Origin of the sequence: Flavivirga amylovorans (assembly GCF_030540875.1) — a bacterium.
GTDB lineage: Bacteria > Bacteroidota > Bacteroidia > Flavobacteriales > Flavobacteriaceae > Flavivirga > Flavivirga amylovorans.
Genome location: NZ_JAUOEM010000005.1, coordinates 358,977 through 384,307, shown reverse-complemented (window position 1 = coordinate 384,307; position 25,331 = coordinate 358,977). Strand labels below are relative to the sequence as shown.

General features: G+C 33.7%; 8 protein-coding genes. All 8 read right to left on the bottom strand.

The genetic code is table 11. The features are described 5' to 3' along the window. Nucleotides 1–2: 2 nt before the first annotated feature. Nucleotides 3–1,736 carry a glycosyl hydrolase family 18 protein gene (locus tag Q4Q39_RS15860; protein ID WP_303283539.1) on the bottom strand — a complete coding sequence of 578 codons (1,734 nt, stop codon included), beginning with the start codon at nt 1,734–1,736 and terminating at the stop codon, nt 3–5. Nucleotides 1,737–2,439: 703 nt separating this feature from the next. Continuing rightward, nucleotides 2,440–3,228 carry a toxin-antitoxin system YwqK family antitoxin gene (locus Q4Q39_RS15855; RefSeq protein ID WP_303283538.1) on the bottom strand — a complete coding sequence of 263 codons (789 nt, stop codon included), beginning with the start codon at nt 3,226–3,228 and terminating at the stop codon, nt 2,440–2,442. A 305-nt stretch (nt 3,229–3,533) separates the two neighbouring features. Continuing rightward, nucleotides 3,534–4,136, bottom strand: a complete 603-nt coding sequence (locus tag Q4Q39_RS15850; protein ID WP_303283537.1) for an REP-associated tyrosine transposase — start codon at nt 4,134–4,136, stop codon at nt 3,534–3,536. Between the two features lie 445 nt (nt 4,137–4,581). Beyond that, a complete protein-coding gene (locus tag Q4Q39_RS15845; protein WP_303283536.1) occupies nt 4,582–4,794 on the bottom strand; it encodes a hypothetical protein in 213 nt (70 codons plus the stop codon). A gap of 372 nt (nt 4,795–5,166) precedes the next feature. Then, on the bottom strand, nt 5,167–5,685 hold the full coding sequence (locus Q4Q39_RS15840; protein ID WP_303283535.1) for a hypothetical protein: 519 nt from the start codon (nt 5,683–5,685) through the stop codon (nt 5,167–5,169). Then, nucleotides 5,678–15,880: a 3-coathanger stack domain-containing protein gene (locus Q4Q39_RS15835; protein WP_303283534.1), complete on the bottom strand. Its 10,203-nt coding sequence runs from the start codon at nt 15,878–15,880 to the stop codon at nt 5,678–5,680. The genes Q4Q39_RS15840 and Q4Q39_RS15835 overlap by 8 nt, the downstream gene beginning before the upstream one ends. Nucleotides 15,881–15,912: 32 nt before the next feature. Further along, complete coding sequence (locus tag Q4Q39_RS15830) at nt 15,913–16,650, bottom strand: LolA3 family protein (RefSeq protein ID WP_303283533.1); 738 nt, start codon at nt 16,648–16,650, stop codon at nt 15,913–15,915. Between the two features lie 6 nt (nt 16,651–16,656). Then, the gene (locus Q4Q39_RS15825) at nt 16,657–25,323 is read right to left on the bottom strand and encodes a leucine-rich repeat domain-containing protein (protein WP_303283532.1); all 8,667 of its coding nucleotides are present in this window, start codon (nt 25,321–25,323) and stop codon (nt 16,657–16,659) included. Nucleotides 25,324–25,331 lie beyond the last annotated feature (8 nt).

Sequence of the window (25,331 nt, the reverse complement as noted above, 5' to 3'; positions counted from 1 at the left end):
GTTTAAGGCAAATCTTTTTGTTTTTTTTCTATTAGTTTATTCGCCAAATAAAAAGCTGATATTCCTATAAAAAATCCAACGATTAACAAAACCACATCATTATCTATCCAGTTTTGCATTCTAAAAATGACAATAGCAAAGACTAGCATGGCTGCTATGTAGTATGTTTTTAAAGCTGAGTCATTAAAGAAGTTATTACGGGTGTTGGGATATATCATTGCCATTAAAAAGCCTATACAGGCAAAAAATAAAATAAAAGACATCGTGTATAGTAAGATGGTTTTATAATTAGTTACGGTAGTCAATTCGCCTTCTACTTTATTTATTTTACTGTTGGGGTCTGTAAGTCCTAACGTATTTACTATACTAGAAACGATAGAGCTCGATGCGCCATCTTCTGAATTATCGCCATCGCTACTAGTCGGGCTACCATCTGCATTTGTGCCTCCGCTAGTGGCATCTTGTGCTGGCGGTGGTTTTGATAATTCTGTGCTTATAACATTCCATATATCATTATAGCCCTTATCATACCCCAAAGCCCAAAGTCCTAAACCTTTTAGTTTCTTTTCTTTAATAAGCTGGGTTTTATATACAAAACTAGAATCGTTTTCAAACCAACATTGTCTGTATTGGGTCTTATCGCTTTTTATCTTATAAGTACTGTAGGCGCTTTTGCTTACTGGCTCTATATAGATCGCTTCATTATTACCAATATTGGTTTTAATATAGCTATAGGTCCTGCTTCCAATATATTTTTTGACTTTAGATTTTAGGTTTAAGTTTTTGGTTTCCCATAAACTTCCATAGGTTGGTAATGCTAATATTATTTTAGAGCTGGCGATACCGCTATTGATGTAATAATCGACCGATGTTGTAAGGTTATATGGTTCCCAGGTTTGACCGCTTTTTAATGGAGCTACTGGTCCTGCAACGGTACTTGCTTGTCCATAATAATCGTAGCCCATAATCACAAATCGATCTATGGCTTGATTTATAGCCTTAAAATCTAAAGCATCACTCCAATTCACGCTGGGTACTGTAATATAAACCTCGTAATCTTTATTTGCTTTTTTAAGCCTGTTAGATAAGGTTAATAAAAAGCCTGTGTATTCACTTTTTTGTTTTTTTGCAACGCCTTCGAAATCAATACAGACGCCATTGCCTTCTCTCTTTGATAACAGGGTAATGAGGTTACTTATCAAGGTATCAATAGCATCAGGGTTTTTCAAGAATTTCCTGTTATTCGTATCTCCAAAATTACTGACCGTAAGAAGTATTTTTTTATTTGGTTGCGTTCGTATTGAATCTATTAATGCTGTTGTTTCCCAATCGTGAGTGGTAATAGCATCACCTGTTTTAGGATTCACCTCGTATGAAAAATAGGCAACCGTAGAAAGTAACGAGAAATTAAGTTGCTTGTAATAATCGTTTTCCCAATACGGATACCATCCTAACACTTCATAATCTAACTCAAAATCTTCTGATAATTCAATAGGTCTAGAAATAATGGTATCGGTACTCGTAGCAAAATTTGGTGACTTATTATCTTTTAAAACTTTATGGTGCTGATGAATAAATTGCCTTGCCTGTTTAGTAGAATCATTATGGTTAAATATACTTTTTAGAAATGCCGTTACTTTACTTTCACTTTTAGTAACTTTAGTAGTGTCCTGGAATGGGTAGTTACTCCTTACAATACCAGATGGATACGCATATACGTGTATCACAAAAAACATAAAAACTACTAAAAAAACACTTTTGTGACTCACTAAATTAAAATGGATTAATATTAATTTGTAAGAGTCTAATATAATTATTTCTGAATAAATTCCTACGTATTTTGTAGTTAAATATTTATAATTGTATTTTTAATGGTATAAATATCGTCATAGTAACGTTACCCATTTTGATATTGAAAATGGACTACTAATGCTTTAATGGATTAGTGTTATATAATGTGGCTTTGATTGGTCTCTTATTTTGTAACCGTCTGTTTCCTTGTTTGTTCTAAAGATAAAGTTAATACTACATAACCTAAAAATCTATGCGAAGTTTAAAACTTCGCAGTATTACACAAAAAAGCCACATTTATTTTTTACTTAAATGTGGCTTTCTTATTTTTTATTTATCTACTCTACTCTACTTATTGCTTCGAAGTCACAGACTTCGAAGAGCTGGTCAAGTAGCAGTATTAAGAATAAAATTTAACTATTGTTAAATAAAAAATATAATTATAAGTAAAGTTGTGGGTGTTTTAATTGAAAACTATAAATAGAGAAATCTCATGCTGCTTAACTATTTATTCGTTTTTATTATACAAAAAACGTTGCTTTACGACGTTTTGAACTTCGCTACATTATGGAAATCAAAAAAAGCAACACACTATTTTTAAAATATTGCTTATTGTTGGGGCTAGGACGTATTAGTATTATATAAAGCCTACTGGTCTTTCTTCTTCTTTGTTTTGAATAGTGTATTAAGAAAATTCTTTTTTTGGGTTGGCTTACCCAAGCTTTTATTTATAGAGTCCTGTTTCTTTTGTTCTAACTTCTTTAATTTGGTTTGCACCCGTTTTATAGAATCGTTGCGCTTTTTGTTTATTCTTTCTAATTTTAGTTTTACTCGATTTATAGAATCATTCTTTCTTTTAATTCTTTTATCTGTCTTAATTTGAACTTTTTCAAGAGAATCTCTTTTTCTGAGTAATCGTTCTACAAGATTTTTAGGTCTTTCTTTAAACTTAAAACTATTTTTATGGTATGTGGTGTCTTTTTTAACAAAATCAATCCAATAACCGTCTTTTAAATTCTGTTTATAGTTGCCCTTTTCTATTAAATTCCCTTGTGAATCATAGGCTTTAAAATGACCATTTTTATACCCGTTACTCCATGCCACATTTGTCATTAATATTCCATTTTCATGCCATGTTTTCCAATCTCCAATTTTTAGTCCGAAACTAAATGTCCCTTGTTCTGCTAACTGATTAGATTTATAGTATTTAGAATACTTTTTATGCAATACTAGTCCTCCTGAAGTTGACATAGATTGATGTATTTGGCCAGATTTAAACCAATAGTATATTTTTCCCTTATTAAAGTTAGATGGCTTTTCTTGTGCTACATAGCATTCTATATCAAATCCATTGTCTCTAATTACTTTTCTCTGCACATCGGTAGAAAAGGCAAAACATAAAACTGAACATATAATAATACCTATTACTCTTTTCATCGGCTATAAAAACTTAAATAGCTAAAGTATGAGTTACCAAAAAAATAGTGTTAGGGTTTTGCCTTACTAATGTGATGGGATTTAAGTTTTTATAGATAAACTGTAGCTAACAATTCTTTATACAAAATTATAGCCATCAAAGCTTATTTTTTATCATTTTTATTGACACGCTAACATATTGTTTAACTAAACCCTTCTATCTCTTTAATATTCAAAGTTTTAAATTCAATACTATGCGAAGTTTACAACGCTATGAGAAGTTTGCAACAATGCTATGCGAAGTTTGCAACTTCGCATCACCAATACTACCATACTATACTTTTCCAAAAGGCATCATCACTATGTACATTTATAACTGGCGTATCGACCAAAATAACATCTACAAGACCATCTCCTTCAACATAATTTATCGCACTGGAATACACATAATGTGATGCTCTTTCCACAAGTCCTGATCTTACTGGGTTTAAATGAATATAATCTAATTTAGACCATAAAAATTTTGGACTATAAATTTCTTCTGGATGATTACCATATCTCCAAAATTGATATGTTTTGTTTCGACTATGTGTTTCTGTGGCTTTTGAGAAAAGAGTTAGTAACCATTTCCGTCTACTTTCTTTTCCAGATTTAATCTGATTAATTATAGACTTGGCTGTAAATTTTTTAAAATCTCTTATTAAACCCGACAAATCGTTATGAGCACTTTGAATTATTAAATGTATATGATTACTCATAATTACATAACCAAAAACAATCATGCCTTTTTCTTTAATGCAATAATTTAAATTTTCAACTATTATATCTTTATATACTTTCCTTGTAAATACATCTGCCCAATCTACGACTGTAAATGTTATATAATGTGGCTTTGATTGGTCTCTTATTTTGTAACCGTCTGTTTCCATGTTTGTTTTAAAGATAAAATATGAAGATAGTACTACACAACTTAAAAAGCTACGCGAAGTTTAAAACTTCGTATTGTTACACAAAAAAAACCACATTCATTTTTTACTTAAATGTGGCCTTTTTTATCTTTATCTAATTATTACGTTTTACTTATAATTATATTTTTTATTTAACAATAGTTAAATTTGGTTGTTAAGTCTGAGACGTTTGCCACCATCTTGCTATGCGAAGTTTAAAACTTCGAATTATTTCACAAGAAAGCCACACTCATTTTTTACTTAAATCTGGCTTTCTTATTTTTTATTTTATTTATCTACTCTACTTATTGCTTCGAAGTCACAGACTTCGAAGAGCTGGTTCCATGTTTGTTTTAAAAATAAAATGTAAAGATAGTACTACATGACTTAAAAAGCTATGCGAAGTTTAAAACTTCGTATCTATTACTTATTGCTTCGAAGTTGCAAACTTCGAAGAGCTGGGAACAGCGGGTTTTATATCTATAACTTCATCTACAACTTCCTTTAAATAAAAACTATACCAATCAGGTAATTCTTTTAATATAGATACTTCCTTAATAAAGGATAAACTTATTATTATTATTATATTGTCATTACAATCAATATATTTCTTTTTATAACTAATAATACTTGTTGCCATTACTCTGTTATTATTGTTCTTTTTTGATTAGTTGCAAACTTCGAAGAGCTGGAATTTTATTTACTATTATTGCTTCGAAGTCACAGACTTCGAAGAGCTGGAAGTTGCAAACTTCGAAGAGCTGGCTTTCTCTTAAAGCAAAAAAAAGCCCTTACATCTCTGTAAAAGCTTTTCTATTTTATGTTTTCTTACTCTTGTCTGCTGACTCGGAACGCCACTAGCAAATGCTAGCGGTAGCGCATACTATGGAACAGCGGGGGGCCTTACTTTGACAAACTAAACTATACCCCAGCGGGGGCTAGCGCTCACTCTTGTGTAAACATACTAGGACGAGCGGGGTTCAAGCCAGCCCGATAGCGACTAGCTGGGAGATTATTCAACGACAACAAAACCTTCTTCCAAGAAAAATGACTTGGTAACTAGTCTTATAGAATCCTTTTTGGGCATAAAGTAATTTTTTTCAATAAATTTAACAAGGAATCTATTTTCTCCTAATTTACTTGGAGTATAACTAAACGAAAACTTTATAGTATCCTTTATTCTTTTTACTGGTGCAAAGATTGTATCACATTTATCTTTAAATAATTCACTAGAAAAATCTATTTTATTATCACGTGAGAACAACACACAAGCTTCTCCAATTTTTCTATTCGTTTTTGGATTCATTATAGTATCACTTAAAACATGAAATAAACGTAGTTCAACTTCAATTTCTTTGTTAAGCTCCAATGTATCTTCCAGTGATGAATAGAAATATGCAAAATCTTCTTTTGAAGACATTGAAGCATTCGATAATTCCTCAGAAGAAACTTTATTAACCTTCCTATTATTACAGTTAAAAAATTGAATACAAATAAAAAAAATACCAATAAACTTAATTGATTTAATCATTTTCTGTGTCTTTAATAGTTCTCAGTTCTCTAGCCCTTGCTTTAGATATTGAATCTACCTTTTCAAGATCTTTTTCTGTTCCAACAAATATAGTATCCTTCTGTGTAATCCCATAAAGGGCTTGTCCTCCACGTGAACCAACTATAACTGTTTCAGAACCTTTTCCAGTAATTTGCATTTCATAAATCCGCTTAATTTCCTCTTCTGCATTACCTTTATTATCTAGCGCTTTTTGTAATTTATACGCTCTTTCTAATATTTGAGATTTAGTCCCCCCACCTGCTTGGTTAAAAGCTATATTGTACAATTGAGTAATATCTACAACTAAATCAGGGTTACCTTGTTGCCTTACTAAACCAAGTGAAGGGTCAGAACCCCTAACCACAAATTGTATCCCTCCTTGACTAGTATAACTACTCTGCTGGGAGCCAGATTCTGGATAATCCAATATGTTATTTATATAATCTATTACTGGTTGATACCATGAATTTTCTTTTGTTATTTTGTCATATATTATATCCAGTTTGACTTCAAACATCCTGTATAATTCGCCCTCATTATTATAACTATAAACAATAGCTCCTTTAGTTTCAAACTCTTCACCATTAGAACTTGAAGTTGAAGGTTGTCCTATTTCTTGGCCTACATCAAATGTCTTTTTGGCATGATTTATTTGTGCATCTGTTTTCCATACATATGAATTTTTTGTAGCTGCCACAGCACTTAATACATCTCCATCACGCATGTATTGTGTTACAGCATCTCTAACATAAGGACTTTCAATTATTAAAATCTCTTCCAATCCTTCTAGTTCTTTGGCATGTATTACTTTATTTCCTGAAAACTGATAAGGAGTATAATAAGGATATTTAGCAGTTAAAGGGTCAGGTGCAAAAAATCTCCCCACTCTTGGGTCATGCATTCTAAAAGTAAAGTTCACGCTATTACCTTCGCCTTTAATCTCATCATCCTTTTCCTGTCCTTGGAAGCCGTAACGGTAGTTATCACTGGAACCATGGCGGTTAGGTAACAATTGACCAAAGGGATAGTAGTCATTATACGCAACTACATCTGGTTTTAAGAGTCCACTAGGGTCTATTAATTTCCGGTCTGTTACCACACTTAACACATTACCTAAATGGTTACTAAGCTCATAGCGTTTGTCACCAACATTATTTTCAAAGATCGTATCTCCAAAAGTAATGGATTCTTCGGTGATTTTCAAATTCTTTTGCTCTAATCCTAATCGCGAACTTCCAAATATGTGATGTTCAGTTAAGAACATCCCATCGTTTCCACCTGTATTGGTTACATCTTCTACTTTAGCAGTAAATGTACTCCCTGCTTTGGCATGAAAATTAGGTGACAGTATTATACTTTTTCCTGCTGTATAGCTTAAATCTCCTGTTGACTCTACCGTATTTTCTGTTGTTGTATTTGTAGTTATAATGGTATTTACGGCTGTAAAATTTTGTGTATTTGTTACTTGTAAATTATTATGTGTAATATCAAACGGATGTTCTGGTGTTGGTAAATTAGCATCACTATTGTATACTGCCAATACATTGCCTTGTGCATCGCGTGTATACAGAGTTATTTTATTACCAGCAATATCTGTTTTAGCTATTCGGTTTCCTAGACCATCATACTGAAAATGTATAATATCTCCATTCGTTTTTTCGATGGATTTCACTTTACCATCTACGCGCCATATTATCGTGTCCAGGTTTTCTGCCGTATCTTTAATTAATTGTCCGATTTCATCATAGGTATAGTTTGCATCGGGTTGTGTTCCTAAATCATTAAAACCAGTATCCCCTAAGGCGTCTTGTACATCGTCCAATTGATTGGTACGTTCTTGTAGTCCTGTTGTTGGGTTTAGTTTGGTTTTATAATCATACGATAACTGATCCATTGCCACGACAGCATTACTGTTATTAAGCGTTGAACGATTAAGTGTTTTTAAGTTCCCGTTACGATCGTAAGTATAATTTGCAGAGTAACTTTCTGTTGGCGCGCCTCCTCCGCTTATACTGTTTCCGTTGTAGGTTTTTATTCTATTTAGTTGATCGTACCCATAGTTATTTAACTGTGATGTAAGCAAGTTTTCATCTTTATCTAAAAGACTGGTGACCATTTGCTTAATATTACCGTTATATAAATTTCTACCTGCTGTTGCTGCCGGGTCTGTAACCTTATTTGAGTTACTATAGCTAAATGTATTTCCTAATGAGGCTATAGGTTCGTAGTCATCATCAAAATAGTTTAAAGAATAGCCCATCGCATCTTGTGCTACTTGGGAGCCAACCACACCATCTGTCCCCATATCATCTGCTGTTAACATAGTTTCAGAATTCACCCCTTTTAACCAACCTTGTAAGGTATAAGCATAATCCATTCCTTGTACTTCTTTCCCTCCTAATACGGTACGTGCTAATGGGCCATGTGCGTAGTACTGATAGGCTGCATCTTTTTCCCAAATCATACCATCGCTAGAGGTTTCTACCATGGTGATACGGTTATCGGCATCGTAGGTATAGCGATGCGCAAACATATCTGGTTTTCCGTTTTGGTAGCTTACTTTATTGACGTTTCCGCTAATTAAATCGTACTCATACAAGACCCTTTTTATTCCAGATTGGAAATTATTAGGATTTATAATCATAAGTTTATTATGCTGTACCAGCTCTTTTACGTTACCATGTATATCGTAATTATAGAAAAGGGCATTGTTATAGTTTGCTAAGTTGGTTCCTATATTATTAACATAATCTCTAAGATCGTAATAATAAACAGCTGCCACACGATTACGGGTATTATCTGTTGTATTGTTAACGTCATTTACGGTGTCAAAAATTTCTACAGGGTTTACGCCTTTTAATTTATCATACCCCGTAGTGGTTACTTCGTATTGTATATCAGAAATATTTCTTGGATAGACATTTACTTTATTTACAACTTCTGATGTTTCCACATGGGTATTATCTGCTACATAGACTAACTTCCCTGTAGTGTCTTCTATGGAAACTGCTATTTTAGGAGCAAACTCTCCAGCTTCTGTTATACGTCCGAGTTCATCGTAATTGGTATAGCTAAAACGGTTGTTTACTAACTGTTTGGCATTTTGTGAGGCAATAATTCTACCTAGTTCATCATAGGCAAAACGTGTTTCACCACCATCTGGCGTGAATTGCCACACCAATTGGTTTAGGGAATTGTAACGGTATGTTGTTATTAAGTCATGATCTGGTAATAGTGTTGTGTCTTCGGTTGTATTGTTATTGTTTCTATATAAATTTATGGCACTGTTTATACCTCCTGCTTCTAATTCGTCTTCTGTAAAACGATCTACACCCTCTGGTGGTACGGTTTGCAATAAGTTCCCTGCCTGATCGTAGTAGTACAATGTATACTGGTATTCTTTATCCGGATACGTCATATTAAATGTTTCTACAGATGTACTTAATGCGTGTTCTAAATAGGCATTTATAAATTCTTCTCGTTTAGTCGTTAAAAGATTAGCGTAAACATCTCTAGAATAGGCTTCGGTGACACTTGCATAAAATTGTTCGCAAGGTGTTTTTTCTGGTATGTCGATAGATACTGAACCAAAATCTACAGGAAATGGTACTGGTACACAAATACTTTGATTTTCTGGTTGGTTTAAATAGTCTGATGTAAATGCAGCCCAATTCATGGTGTATTGGTTTGCATCAACTCTTGTTGTTGTTACATGCGTGCTATAAAGGTCTATAATACTTCTAATATCTGGATATCCATAATTAAATTCTGTAGCACCAAAACGGGCTATGGACATATAGTCTACATCTAAAACACTGGTAATACCAAACGTCGTGATGTAATACTGGTAATCGTCTACTAAATATTGGAATGAATTGGCACAGAATTCATCTTCGGTTACAATGTCTCCTTCGTCATCTTCTAATGGTACCCCTAGGTCTTCTTCTTTATTTCCAATGGTATTCATTAACGCTGTATATATTGGGTATTTGTCTGTACAACTTAGGGGTTCTGGTATTGGTGGGATACATACTAAGGAAGAGGAATCACATGGTTCTTGTGGTGGCAATACTACATCATCTCCAAATTCACCATAAATTAAAAGTTCGTAAAGGTTTTCAGGATTCGCAGGATCTTCATAAGCAATTTGGGCTATCAAACCATAACCTGGGAATTGTGTATAGGGCAATTCTCCTTGGAACTTTACTCTTGCATTAAAAGTAATATTGCCTCCTTGTTCATAAATCAAAGGCACAAAATCATCCCAAGCTGCCTCTAACGAGCTATTAAACCTCAACCCATAACCTAGTGTTGGGTCATTAATCCAACTGCTGTTGTCTACATTAAAAGATCCCAACCCATTAGTTGAAAATGCTGAACCACTTCCCTCGTCTAAATTATAAATACGCTCATTACCATTTATATTATATGAAAAGTCAAAAATATCAAACGTTGCACCATGTCCTCTAGGATGATTCCATGATAAGCGATTTTTTGGAAAATATCGTTGTTCATTTACATTATATTCAACTACTCCATATACTAAATCGTTATTTGCTTGTTTAAAAGATTGTCCATTTACTATTATCTCTGCACTATTGTAATCTTCTGGGTTATCTGAATAATTATTAAAATCTATTTTAACTTCAAAATCTATTAGTTCATTCAATGATGCCTGAAACCCTTTAGGGCTAAAGTTTATATCTTTACTATAAATAGTATTTGATGGAGTGGCTATTTGTTTTCTTAACGTAAATGCGGGTTTGAATTTTGGGGGATTAACAATTTCATTGTAAGATTTTAACAAAAAGTCTCTCAGTGTATTTTCAAAGTTTGAATCAATAAGATCTGCAGTAGAATACATTATAAAATCTGAATCTAATACATTTAATGTGGACGAATAATTAACAGGAACTTTATTAATTATTGCACTTACATAATCATATGGACTTCCTATACCGCCTACAGTATTATCATCTAAAATGATAAAAAAGACTTTCTTGGATTTATTATTAGCTAACAAATCATTATACTGTGTTTTGGTACTTTCTATATTATTAACATTGTCTCCAGTTATGATAACAAATGTAATATCCATTGGGATTGTGATTCCTGTGGTATTGTTACTAAATGAACTATTATTAATTGCTGTAAATATTGTATTTACTGTGTTACTATAAGGAAAATCTTGTATTTGTAATACGCCAGGTGCAGTAACTTCATTAACACTATTAACTATTGGTTCTATTACTGCTGAATTATAATCTGTCTCAAAACTTCTTACTCTAGCATTACCTCCAGAATGATCATCAATAGTAGTTATATATAACGTATCTGTTAACTTTGTATTTATAAAATTCACAATACCTTTTCCTATATTCAACCTACCGTCATTACCAACAACAGGTGGGTTTGCTAAAGGACTTGTGGATACTAAAGGGGCTCTATTTGGCACTGCAAAAACAAACCCAAAATGAGGAGTACTACTTGTAGGATCAGGCTCTCTTGTAAGATCATTAATATCACCACAGCATAAAAAGTTAATTAATGGTTTGCCTTCTACCCCTCCTTGAGACAATGTTCCCACTTTACTAGCTTGAATTTTATTTGATGCCGATGTTAAATAAGTGATGCGAGCGTTTTGCTGAGTAATGAGTCCCTTACTATCATACTCATAATTTAAGCCCATACCCATAAAATCTGCTACGCCTGTTATTGGTAAGGTTTCATTTTCTTCTAACTCTAATATAAAACGTTGTACGCCATCAACTTCTATAAAATATGTGCTACCTGTATTACTCCATGTGGCTGTACCACCTCCAAAAAAGATACTTAAATAGCTATTGCTGTAGGCAGATATACTATTTAATGGGACTGTAGCATTTATAGCATTGGTTTTGTACAAATGATTTAAAAGTGCTATAAATGCCTGTGTAAAACGCTGTTTTTTATTACAATCTCCCAATGGGCCAGAGGTTTCTCCATTACCTAAATATTGTCCTACACTTGCAGGGTCTGGTACAATACTACAATCTGAGATACGTGCCTGAGTACTACCGCTAATAATAATTTCTTCATAATCTGTAGCTTCAAAGCTAGTACGTACCTGTGCTACTGCTTTAAAAGTAAATATCTCTCCTACAGCACTATAGTCTGATTTAATATGGCTTACTTTAGTAATCACCCAACCATTGGCACCAGTATTAGCATAATCATTCCATGACCGCGTAACGGGTATTGTTATCGTTATTGGCATGTCTCCTACTAATACTGCTTGTTCACTAAAGCGTAATGTTAATTCATCACTATTTGGTGTGCTTGTTAACTTAACATCTCCCGGTTGTACTAATTGCTCTAGATTTCCACCTAAATCTTTATATAAATCTCTGCTTAAGTATTTTCCTGTAAATGCTCTTTCTCCAGAAATTCCAGGAGATTGGGTTGCAAAATCTTTAAAAGAAAACTCTAAAAAGGTTTGTAAATCTCTTGCTAACGGACATACACCTGTTTGTATATAATACTCGTAGCCTGTATATCCTGCAAATTCTTCTACGAGATCTGCTGCATCTTGTCCGGAATCGTATAAATTATCTGATGGCTTAAAGCGTTTTTCTTTTGTGGCATAGAAACTAGCCACATCACTATCGCAAATTCTATTTTCTCCAGCTTTAATAATACCATCTAGGGTCCCTTTATTTATATCTTTGATATCTTTTAAGACTGCTAATAAATTTATTGGTGCCTCTTCTTCACCTATACAACCATTATAACAGTTATTTTTTTCTGCATAAATATTTCCAAAAAAGGTTTGAATCATTTCTTTTGCACTACTGTAACTGGATTTATAGATACTCCAATATTCATCTTTTTGTGCCGTTGTTAGCGAACCTACAGTAACACCACTAACATTACAATTTGTAACGCTATTACATGTTACAATAGCTAGGGCATATTTTTCTAAACTAAGTCCTGTGTTATTGTAATTTTTGGTAAGGACCTCGTTCATGATATTGGTACGCAAATTAAAATTTATACCGTTATTTAAACTTGAAGGAACGCTTCCATAAAAGAATGGATCTTGTAACATAATAGAAGTACCAGTTACAAAAGCTCCTGCTTTAGCATAGGTATCTAATAGGCGTAAGTGCAAATCGTAACCGTCTGAATTCATTAAAGGGCTTCCTGTTACAGTTGTAATATTTTTAGTGATACCGCAAACAGCTTCTGCATATTGTAAGTAGCAATATTCCGGATGGTAAACGATAAGTGATTCTGCCCATTGGTTTTGCCAAACACCTGAAGCAATAAAATCTTCTACATTGGCTAAATATTGAGGTTCTACCAGATATTCATCGTTATTCGTGTTTTTTGTTACTGGTATTAATTCAACACCTAATTGAATATCTGGTGCATAGGTATTGTTTCCTTCTTCATCTGTAGTTTGTTTTACTTTGATATAGCTTATGGTACCGTCTGTATTGTAATAATGACCTTCAGTGTACAATCCATTTCCGTTAGGAGCTGGATCATGGTCTGGGTGTCTTGGGTTACGCCAGCTATTGTGAATCTGGATATCGTCTGTTTGTGTACTTACAAGACGATTACCATCATTAAAAATATTTAGTTCGGCTTGTATAATAGCTTCTGCTTTTTCTCCATTTCCATCTTGTACTAAAGCACTCGGGTATTGCCCGTATTGTCCGCTAGGTTTCATATCGTCTAACAAGGCTGTACGTGCGATGCTACAAGACATGGAGTTAGCTACTCTATTTTCTGGGGAAAGGTTTACTAAATCGGTACCATCTTCGCAAGGCGCATTACAGGCTAGAATGAGCTGTTCCCATTGGTTTTCAAAAGCTAAAGACAATCTTGCTTTTTCTTCATCTAATTCTGCTGTGGTTAAGGCTTCTTCTAAATCTGTGAAATCATAGTCGGCCATCTTGGCATCTCTATATCCGTTTTTATCACCATATTCTGCAATTAATGAGCTCTCACAGTCTTCACAACTTACAAAACAGCCATCTATAATTTCTGTTGGAATGGGTACCACTACTGTGGGATCTATATAACAAGCATCACCTGGTGTTGTTAACTTATTTATATATGCGTCTGCGTAGGTTTCTAATGTATCTTTATTTACTACTAAGTTTTTAATAATACTATAGGAACCTCTTGGTACATCTAGCGTAAAATCTGAAAGGTCAAAGGTTGGATCTTCACGATTTAACACAAGACTGTTACCTTCTATATCTAGTACGTCTACAAACAAATCATAAACGACAGGGTAATTCACCAATCCTCCTGTACATGTATACTCAAAATCTGTTTGTCCAAGGGTATATTTAAAATTTAGTTCAGACGGTTCTATGGCAAGTTTAGTTGCCGAATACACTAAGGCATCTTCTTGGACTCCAAAGGCTTGAGTTGACTGCCTTATATTATTATCTGTTATTGTATCTTTTGCTAAAGGGTTTAGTTTGCCTAATAAATCTGTTGTGACACGCTTATGTAATGTTCCACCAGCATCTATTTCATCATCTAAACCATCTAAATTACTTGGGGAAATACCAGCAAGTGCTGTTGCTATAGTTCTTCCCTGTGGATCTATGTAACTAACACTGGCTTGTCTGTTAGGGTCTATTACTGTATTCTTTTTGTAATGTGAAAAGTGCCCCACACTATATCCGAACAAGCGGTTTAATTCTTTTTGCTCCGGAGTTCCGTAATGGTATTCCATTTCATGGGTACTTCCTAATTGATGTTTTTTTCCTACGCCTCCTTTTCTAAGAATTCTTCCTGTATTATCTGGCATATATTCTATTTGAGAAAAAGGATGGCTTTTTGCATCAGGAATCCTATTTTTAAACGGACTTGTTAGATCATTTTCTGGAGAATAATATTTACTAGCTCCACTGAGCGTATCCATTGCTTTTAATGCAGTTTCCTGATCTAAAATATTTCGGTCGTCCGTATCAAAATCCTGATAACTATAAACTTGTCCTGTTGCATTTTGATTAAAATTATTTGTATAATCTATAGCCAGACCATTAGTAGGCACTGGTAAAACTTCTACTGCTGGTCTTCCTTGCGCATCGTAAATAACTTCGCCAACAATAATATTATCGTCGGAATTAATTTTTGTTACGGTCTGACGGTTACGTAGCGTCCCATCAAAATAGCTAACCACTTCTTTCTTTTTACCTTCTTCTGCATAAGAGGCTTGAAATTGCCAGTTTTTATCGACTTGATGATCATTATTTATAGTATATACAGCATTCCAATCTGACAGAAAATTTGGAGTATTACTTTCTGCTTCGCTCCATTTGCCATATCTATAAACATTGGTGTTTTCTAGAAATCTTCCTACAGCTCTTACTCTATAAATTAAATAGCCTTTGGCATAAATTAATGGTATGTTATACTCTATTTTTGAGGTTTGTACTCGCGTGTTATTTAGTTCGAAATCGCGTTTCGTGAAAGGAATTGAATTTAGAGGTCGCAATGGAATGTTTTCATTTTCATCATAACCATCAACCCATGTCCATTCTACATCATAAGACATGGCCCCATCAATAGCATTCCAACTTAGTTTTACTTCATTGCTATTAGGTGCGGGTGGAGTCACTGTTACCGATGGTATTGTGGATGACAAGGCTTTAAATGTTGTCCCATTAAACCCTAGTTCTAAACCAATATTTGCAGGTACAGGGCCATTAGAGACCGGTGTAGCACTAGTAGATAGGTCTGTATAAACAGCTTCTATCAACTCTACCTTTACGCCATAGGCTCCTACTGCTATATGTTTACTTATATCTATTGAGTTTCCTGTTGCTCCTGCCGATGTATTGTGTTCTACCTTTAGTGTTATTTCTTTAGGAGTACCATCAAATGCTCCAGAAAGCGACGCCGGAGTGACATTTAACCGTAATGCATAGGAAAACCAATTGTTTGGAGGTTCATTTTCTTTAACATACAGGCTTATATACCCCATAGGGTTTATATTTTTTAATACGCCTGTATTATCTAAATTGGTGGTTACATACTGCAAGGAAGTCGTTGTTCCCAATACAGCTTCAATTTCGGTAGAATTATAGTTTACTTTCTCTTGAGCATTTAAAAAATAGGCTTGCATTAGCAAAAGAAAAAACAATATTTTTGTGATTTTATTTTTCATAATAGTAACCATTCGCTTTAATATTTACCTGATTATTTATTGTATTCCGTTTGATCTATCAATTGATAGCTAGCAAAATCTTTTTGTAATTGTATTTTACTATTGGCTGTTTTTGTAATGAAATATGCCAATTCCTTTTTTTCTATTTCCTTATTGAAATTATATGATAAATCAATATGAAGTCTTCCGTAATCCTGCTCTATATCTGATGCTTCTTTTCCTTGAAATGGAATGAGGTTTGAGAAAAACAGGACTTGTTTAGTTATACTGTAATCGTTTTTATTTATATACAATAGTACTTTACCATAAGGGAGTTCTGAAAACGTATTTTGTGATACTACTAGTTCGCATACCCATTGATTACCTTCTTCTAATATTTGTGATTTATCATAATACTTCATATAGGCACTAAGATCAACAGGATAGTTTTGCATTTCACTAGTATCTAAATCGTTATAAATAACTCTTTTTTGATTGTTATCTACTATTAATTGTGCCTCTGGAAAACGGTATACCAAGGTTCCTAGAATACTATTCTTATTATATTTATCATTTTTTTCCATGGTACCTGTATAGGACTCTGTTGCTTCATTTCCTGTAATTCCTCGATACATAGTAAAAGTCATATCTATGTGGTATTGATTCTTGTTTAAATAGAAGTTTGATACTTTATTTAATAGCTCTTTTACACTTGATTTTTGAGCTTCTGTATTTTGTACAAGTCCTAATAAAAGGATACTTTGTAACAGATATATAACTACTTTTTTCATTACCTGTTATTTATTTAATTTAGAGTTTCCTGAGCGTGTTTCTTGTATGGTATACACTCCGCGTTCTGTTTCTTTCTTTACTCTTACCAAACCACCTTCTGTATCGTATTCATAGAAAGTTGCATAATTGTTTTCGTCCAATTCTGCTTGAAGTCTTTGTGTTACTGGATCGTACACAAAGGATTTTATATTGCTATTAAAAGGATGCATCCGTACATCATCAAAATAAGCATTGAGACCATCGCCCTTATTTTTAAGCGTTATTTTCATATAAGCAGCATCATCAGGTATTGTAAAACTTGTTGAGATACGCTGCCAACCATCAATAATGGCACCTTTTGGGTTAAATTCTGGAGCACCTATTATAATATCATTTCCATCAACATTTTTATAGGATAACCCGATAACACCATTTACATATTCCATGACTTCGTAATCTGGATTTTCAGAGTAATTAAATAATTGTATGGTGCCTTCTATACCCGATGTATTTATTGCATCACTTAATAAATTAGTTCCAGAAAACCTTAAACGATTATTACTTAATATTTCCGTAAAGATTTCTTCATTGCCTTTACCACTAATTTCAAAATCTGAAACTATTTGAAACACATCATTTTCTACTTTCACATCTTTAAATGTGAGTGTTAAATAATCATAATTAAATAGTGGGTATTTAAAATTTGAATTACGCGTACGTCCGCGTTTTCTATACTGAATATAAGGGGTATTGTATTCGAATTTGAAAGCATTATCTGGGTCTAAAGAAAATGAGAACCCAATAGTTTTAAAAACGCCTTGAAAGTCTCTTTTTTCAAACTTAAAATTATAAACCGTTACTTTATTGCCTGTAAAATTTTTAATATATGGCAATAACACATCAGAATTTAAATCTTCATCGAAAAAAGATTCTACTACAAAAGTTTCTGGAATTTCTTTCTTAGCTAAAATTTCATCTGACATTTTTTGTAATATTCTGGTAAATGCTTCTTTAGCTTCTGTATCGGTATTAAAACTTTTTGTACCAGCTGGTTCTGCGACCAATTCTTCTTCTCTTACCCAACCACTAATTATATATTCTGCTCCCGGCTGAGGTACAAATTTTATACAGGTTATGAGTTCGGGCACTTCTACATTGCCAATACTTACTGTTACGGCTAGTACTTCTAATGCAGGACATAATCCTCCACCAATTCTAGCATAGTATGTTTCTCCTGGCTGTGCCACATAGCTATTACTATAAGCTGTTCCTGCTTGAGGGGTATCAAACCATACAATTCCACTGTTTAATTCAAAAAATGTTGTTAAAACGTCTAATGTAGAATTTTCAGGGAGAGTAATATCTCGTTCATGAATCGTAGCTTCTATATCCACATTTACAATAGACACTTTAACAGGTAAACGTTCTTCACTATAATTAGTTCCGTTGGTTTGTGCTGCATAATATATGGTGCCATTTACTAAGGTATCTGTCGTATTATAAAGTGTCCCTCCTATTTCTGATGAGTACCAAACATTTGTATAACCTGGATTTGTAGTATTGATGACTAAATCATTTACAGTAGGATTATCTGAGCTACAGAATTCTTGAAATACATCTCCTGCAGGACTTGGAATACCTATGGATACACTCACTTCTAAACGGCATAAATTTTTTCCTTGCGCAGCAAAATATTTTGTATTATTTACTAAAGGCGTTGTACTAAGTAGTGGTATTATACTTGTATATGAGGCATACCAGATAATATCTGTTCCTTGTACTTGTAAATCTGCAATGGTTGGATTGGAGTTAAGCTCAAAAGATTGATTCTGCAATCCTTCTGGTGCTCCTAAATTAAAGATTACTTCTACAGGAACTCTATTTCCTGAACCACTATCTGCCCAAATAAAAGACGTTGCCCCTCCTGCCAATGCTTCTATTTCTGTTAATTTGTCATCATTAAAATAGCGTTCCCCTCCAATGGATTGACTATACCAAGTAACACTTCCGCCTTCTGGAGCTATTAAATCTGCAATGGTCGGATCATTAACATCATCCGCACTACAAAAAACCTGTGTATTTATATCGACACACTCTGTTGCATATGGATTTGCCGGTTTGGAATATACACGTATACCATCTATTAAAGTATATACTTCGTAAACATTTGTGGGGTCTGTAGAAGACGACCCTACTCTAAATGTTAATTGTTCTGAGTCTGTGTTAGCTGTAAATTCTAATTTTTGTCTTTCCCATGTTGTAGTACCAGCATTTGGATACATAGACTGACTATTTTTTGTAGTACTTCCTAAAGTAACTTCCCAAAACGCCAATGCTTCTTCTAAAAACTCTATATCCAGTAAATCTGTGGCATTAGATTGATAAAACTCAACAATATAAGTGGTTCCAATTGTTAGACCTGTCACCGTTGTTGTAAAAGATTCTGCTAGATTATTTTCCAGTAATGCGCCAACACAAATTCCGCCATTAGGAGACGTACTATCGATACTCGTTAAATAAGGATCTTCATCATTGCTATATGGTAATATAAAAGCATCTGGTGTTCCTGATCCTATTAGCCAATTCGTACCATTTAAATTACCGTTTCTACCGTTATTAATTGCCGTGGTTGACTCTTCAAAACTACCGTCTGCAACACCTAAAACGTCAATACAATCAGCTATTGGGAAACAAGGCGTATTGTTAGAAACAATGTTTATACTTTGCTCTACATTTATTTCGTTTTGCCATTTTACCACCAAAGTATTAGCACCAAATTCCGTATTTGTGGCTAATAGATTATTACCAGGGTATGTTGTATATGTCCCCGATTGAGAGGTACCAAGAATTTCCCAATTAATGTTTATTTCTACAGCATTAGGATTTGTTATTTGCCACTGTCTGTTAATAGCAGGGCTTATTGAGCATTCACCTATCGCAGAAAGATCTTCTATAGGAATGAGCTCTCTTAAGAATATGGTATGACGTGTTAATTCTAAATTCGCAATAGTACTATTGGTTGCTATAAAATAATAAGCCCCAACGTGTACCAAAGGGTCAAAGTTTGGTATGGTATAGCTACTAGATGTAGCACCAGGTATGGCAACATTATCTTTATACCACACATAACTATTATTAGGACTGGACAACGCTGTTGTTCCTAATGTAACCGGATCTCCTGCTAATACATAAATGGTTTCTACTGTATCCACCTTAGCTTGCGGATCGTACGTAAACACATCTAATTGTGTGCTGTAATCTGGATATTCTGCTTCGAAATCACTAAATACAAAACGGTTATTTTCAATTTTAACTTCCGTATTCGGTACTGAAAAATTTGGTATTAATAAAGGAATATCTCCACCAAAGCTATTATTATCTAATCGTACACTTCGTAATACTGGAATGGTAGTAATAGTCGTAGGAATACTTCCCGAAAAATTATTATTAGATAACCAAAACTCTTGCAATTGGGTTAAATTACCTATTGCACTATTTATGGTTCCCGAAAGTTTATTGTCTTGTAATTTTACAGCTTCTAATTTTAGAAGTGAATACAATGACGTTGGTATACTACCTGTTAATTTATTGCCATTTAAATCTAGAGATACTAATTCTTGTAAACCACCTATAGTATCTGGAATGGATTCTGTAAATCTATTGGCTCCAAGATTTAAGGTTTGTAATGCAACAAGGTTCCCTAAGGTTGCTGGTATTTCTCCTACTAAGACATTATTACTTAAATTTAACGTTTCAAGATTGACTAAATTACCTAGAGTTATTGGAATCTCTCCAATAACATTGTTTTCACTTAAATCTAAAGTTTTTAGGTCTATTAAGTTTTCTATAAATGCTGGGATGTCTCCTCTAACATTATTATTTGGTAATTGAATCCCTACTACATTAGACGCCACATCTACGGTGACACCATACCAATCACAGACAGAAGAGGCAGGATCGTTTACCAACCACGATTGGTTTGTATTTATGGTATTGGTCCAACTGTCTCCATTGGTGGCATTATAAAAATCTATCAATGTTTGACGATCTGCTGCAGAGACTTCACAGGCTCCAGGGGTGCCTACATTTAAAGTAATATCATTACGGGTTAATGTTAAGCCTGTAACGGTGCTATTAGTTGCTACGACATGATATACACCAGCGTCTGTTAAAGCTAACGTGTTTATGGTATACTCTTTACTGGTAGCACCAGTAATTGCTACACCATCTTTATACCATTGGTAGCTATTATTAGGGCTACTTAAACTTGTAGTGAATGTGTAACTATCACCTTCTAAAACTGTTGGTGTCTCAACTTGATCTACTTTGGCTTGGGGGTTAAAATTGTAAAGCGTTAGATTTACAACATAAGTATTGTGTTCGCTTTCAAAGTTGCTGAAAATAAAATTGTTATTTTGAAATTGAAGTTTCGTAAAAGATGAAATTAAACTTATCTCAGAAGGTATAGCACCTGTAAATTGATTATCATGTAAGTATAACAATTCAAGGCTAGATAAATTACCAAGCTCGGAAGGTACAGAACCTGTTAATTGATTTAAATTTAACGCTAAACTCCTTAATGATGACAAATTACCGAGCTCTGGCGGGATACTTCCTGTTAATTTATTTAAAGTTAACGATAAAGTCCTTAATGATGACAAATTACCGAGCTCTGCGGGAATACTCCCTGTCAATTGATTACTATATAGACTTATATAAATTAGTGATGATAAATTACCCAGTTCTGGTGGGATACTTCCTGTTAATTGATTAAAATCTAATGTTAAATTAATTAATGATGATAAATTACCCAATTCTGGTGGAATCGATCCTGTTAATTGATTATCATATAGACTTATATAAGTTAATGATGATAAATTACCCAGTTCTGGTGGGATACTTCCTATTAATTGATTCCTATTTAAATCTAATTCAACTAATGATGATAAATTACCAAGCTCTGGCGGAATACTTCCTGTTAATTGATTTCTATTTAAATCTAAATCAACTAATGATGATAAATTACCAAGCTCTGGCGGGATATTTCCTGTTAATTGATTACTTATTAAGTATATAACCGTTACATGCCCATTAGTAACCGTTATCCCATGCCAATCACATACAGGTGCAGACGTATTCCAATTAGTATTATTAACCCAATTAGCACCATCTGTAGCATTATAAAGTGCCATTAAAGCATCACGCTCTGAGGTAGGAACCCCACAAGTATCTCCTGCAGGCAAGATTTCTAATTTTATAAAATGGCGAACAAGCGTTAACCCTGTAACGACAGTATTTGTAGCCTCAAAATAATAAGCGCCGGCATCAGCACTTGTTACATTTGTAAGCGTTAAGTCTTTACTAGTTGCTCCTACTATTGGTAGCCCGTTTTTATACCATTGGTAATTATTATTTGCACTTGTCAATGCTGTAGTGGTTAATGTAATACTGCCTGTTTCTGCTACTGTCCGGGTAATTTCCGTATCTGTTTTTGCTTGTAAATTGTAAGTAAAACTGGTGCCCAATTTTGCATAGTAGGTTGAAAATTCGGTCTCAAAATCGCTAAAAACAAAACTATTATTCTCAATAGCAAACCCTTCTAAACCAACAATAGCAGCTATAGACGCCGGTACGTTTCCTTGCAGACTATTATTATTTATTTTAAGAGTTCGTAAAGCAGGTAGATTAGCAAAAACATCTGGTAGTGTTCCTGTTAAGGCATTTGCCGCAAGGTTAATTTCTACAACCTCATTATTTTCTACGACTATGCCGTACCAATCACATACCAAAGCATTCGCATCATTTACCAACCATGGTTGGTTTCCTCCTAAAGTGTTAGTCCAATTTGCACCGCCTAATGTGTTGTATAAATCTATTAATGCTTGTCGTTCTGTTGCTGCGACGGTACAGGTTTGTTCTACACTAAGTGTTATTGGATTCCGTTCTAAAGTTAAACCAGTTATAACACTATTTGTTGCTGTAAAATGATACACTCCAGAATCGGTTTCTGCTGCATTATCTATAGTATATTCTCTTTCGATTGCACCATCTATGGCTATACCATCTTTAAACCATTGGTAGCTATTATTAATACTTGATAACTGAGTGGTTAGCGTAATAGGATTATTGGTTGTTACTGTTTTTGTTTCTTCTGTATCTGTTTTTGCCTGAGGAGTGTATGTATAGCCAACATTAAGATTAGCTGTATAAGAAGGATGTCTGGACTCAAAGTTTGAAAAAATGAATTTGTTATTTTCAAAAACAAATGCTTCTAAATTAGAACCAGTTGAAACATTAATGGGTATTGTACCAGAAAAATTATTGTTGCTCAATCCTAAAAACTCTAAATTATATAAACGAGCTATTTCATAAGGGATTTGGCCTTCTAACTGGTTATTTCTTAGGTCTAAACGAACCAAACTCTTCATTAACTCTAACTGACTTGGTATAGATCCAATCAATTCATTATTAGATAAATTCAACTCGGTTACTTTTGCCAGGTTACAAAATGAAATTGGAATCTGACTGTTTAGGTTATTATTACTTAAATCCATTTTAACAAGGTTAGATAAACTGCCTAAAGTTGGATGTAAATCTCCTGTTAGTTGATTGTTTGGTAACAATAAGGTTTCTAATTCTAAAAGTGTTCCTAAAGAAGGGGGTATTATTCCTGTTATAGTATTACCGCCTAAGTCTAAAGTTTTAAGATGTGGTAAACCACCTATAGTATCTGGTATGGAACCTATAAGATTATTAGTAGGTAAGTTTAAAGCTGTTACTTTACCATCTGTAACTGTAACTCCAAACCAGTCACAAACAAGGGTATTAACATCCCAGGGTTTATTATTAGCTATGGTATTGACCCAATTTGGGCCATTAGTACTGGCATACAAATCTAACAACACTTGCTTTTCTGCTTCTGAAACGCCACAAGCATCTGCAGTTACAGCAAGGGTAATGGTATTGCGCTCTAAAGTAAGTCCCGTAACAATACTATTAGTCGCTAATACATGATATACACCAGCATCGGTTTGAGTTACAGAGTTTATTGTATAATCTTTACTGGTGGCTTCAGTTATAGCCACACCGTCTTTATACCACTGGTAGCTATTGTTTAGACTGCTTAAACTCGTTGTAAATGTGTAGTTTGTTCCCAGTATGGCAGTGGGCGTTTCAACTTGATCTACTTTGGCTTGGGGGCTAAAACCATTCGTAAATGTAGGGTTTGGATAACTAAGATGTTCATTTTCAAAATTCCCGAACACAAAATTATTGTTAGCAAAAAAGAAGGTGCTCAAAGAAGTAAGCCCTGTAAGGTCTGGAATATCACCAGATAATTCGTTATTCAACAAATTTAAAGTTGTTAAACTTGTTAAGTTTGAAAAACTAGCAGGAATACTTCCAGATAATTGATTATAAGCTAAGTTTAGACTTGTCAGATTCGATAAGCTCCCTAAATTATCAGGAATGTTTCCAGATAATTGATTATTATTGCATGATAATCCTATTAAACTTGTTAAACCTCCTAAATTACTGGGAATACTTCCCGATAGTTGATTATTAGATAAACGTATAGTTTTTATATTTACCATGTTTACCAAACTACCGGGAATACTACCTGATAAATCATTAGAAGCTAAATCTAAAGTTATTAGATTTACTAAACTTCCTAGACTATCTGGGATACTTCCTGATAAGGAATTAATACTTAAATCTAAAGTTGTTAAATTTGTTAAACTTCCAAGACTACTAGGAATACTTCCTGATAATTCACTTTCATGAAGGTTTAAATTTGTTAAACTTGTTAAATTTCCTAAACTGTCAGGAATACCTCCCGAAAACCCATTATTACTTAAATCCAAAGTTATTAGATTTACTAAACTTCCTAGACTATCTGGGATACTTCCTGATAATCCGCTTTCATGAAGGTTTAAATTTGTTAAACTTGTTAAATTTCCTAAACTGTCAGGAATACCTCCCGAAAACCCATTATTACTTAAATCCAAAGTTATTAGATTTACTAAACTTCCTAGACTATCTGGGATACTTCCTGATAAGGAATTAGAGCTTAAATCTAAAGTTGTTACATTTGTTAGACTTCCTAAACTACTAGGAATACTACTTCCCAATGATAGACTTCCATGAAGATTTAAAGTTGTTAGATTTGTTAAGTTTCCTATACTACTAGGAATGCCTCCTGAAAATCGATTAACACTTAATGCAGATGTCTCATCAGAGCTTAAATCCAACGTTGTTAAATTTGTTAAACTTCCTAGACTAACAGGAATACTGCCTGTTAATACATTTCCATGGAGGTTTAAAATTATTAAATTTGTTAAGCTTCCTAAACTACTAGGAATAACCCCTCCTATTATATTTCCTTGGAGATTTAAAATTGTTAAATTTGTTAAATCATCTAATCCAGATGAAAAATTGCCTCTTAATTCATTATCACTAAGATCTAAACCTGTTACAGTTCCATTAGTAACCGTCACCCCATACCAATCACATACATCTGCCGTCGTATTCCAATTCGTATTATTGGTCCAATTAGCACCATCGGTAGCATTATACAAGGCTACTAAAGCATCTCGCTCTGTGGTTGGAACTGGAACAGGACATTGTCCGAAACTTTTAAGTACACCTATTAGAAATAGTACTAAAAAATATGTTTTATAGAATTTACTCTTCATAATATTTG

Coding starts and splice junctions, on each gene's coding strand:
- Q4Q39_RS15860 (WP_303283539.1), bottom strand. CDS start 1,736: ATGTTTTTTGTGATACACGTATATGCGTATCCATCTGGTATTGTAAGG.
- Q4Q39_RS15825 (WP_303283532.1), bottom strand. CDS start 25,323: ATGAAGAGTAAATTCTATAAAACATATTTTTTAGTACTATTTCTAATA.
- Q4Q39_RS15830 (WP_303283533.1), bottom strand. CDS start 16,650: ATGAAAAAAGTAGTTATATATCTGTTACAAAGTATCCTTTTATTAGGA.
- Q4Q39_RS15855 (WP_303283538.1), bottom strand. CDS start 3,228: ATGAAAAGAGTAATAGGTATTATTATATGTTCAGTTTTATGTTTTGCC.
- Q4Q39_RS15840 (WP_303283535.1), bottom strand. CDS start 5,685: ATGATTAAATCAATTAAGTTTATTGGTATTTTTTTTATTTGTATTCAA.
- Q4Q39_RS15835 (WP_303283534.1), bottom strand. CDS start 15,880: ATGAAAAATAAAATCACAAAAATATTGTTTTTTCTTTTGCTAATGCAA.
- Q4Q39_RS15845 (WP_303283536.1), bottom strand. CDS start 4,794: ATGGCAACAAGTATTATTAGTTATAAAAAGAAATATATTGATTGTAAT.
- Q4Q39_RS15850 (WP_303283537.1), bottom strand. CDS start 4,136: ATGGAAACAGACGGTTACAAAATAAGAGACCAATCAAAGCCACATTAT.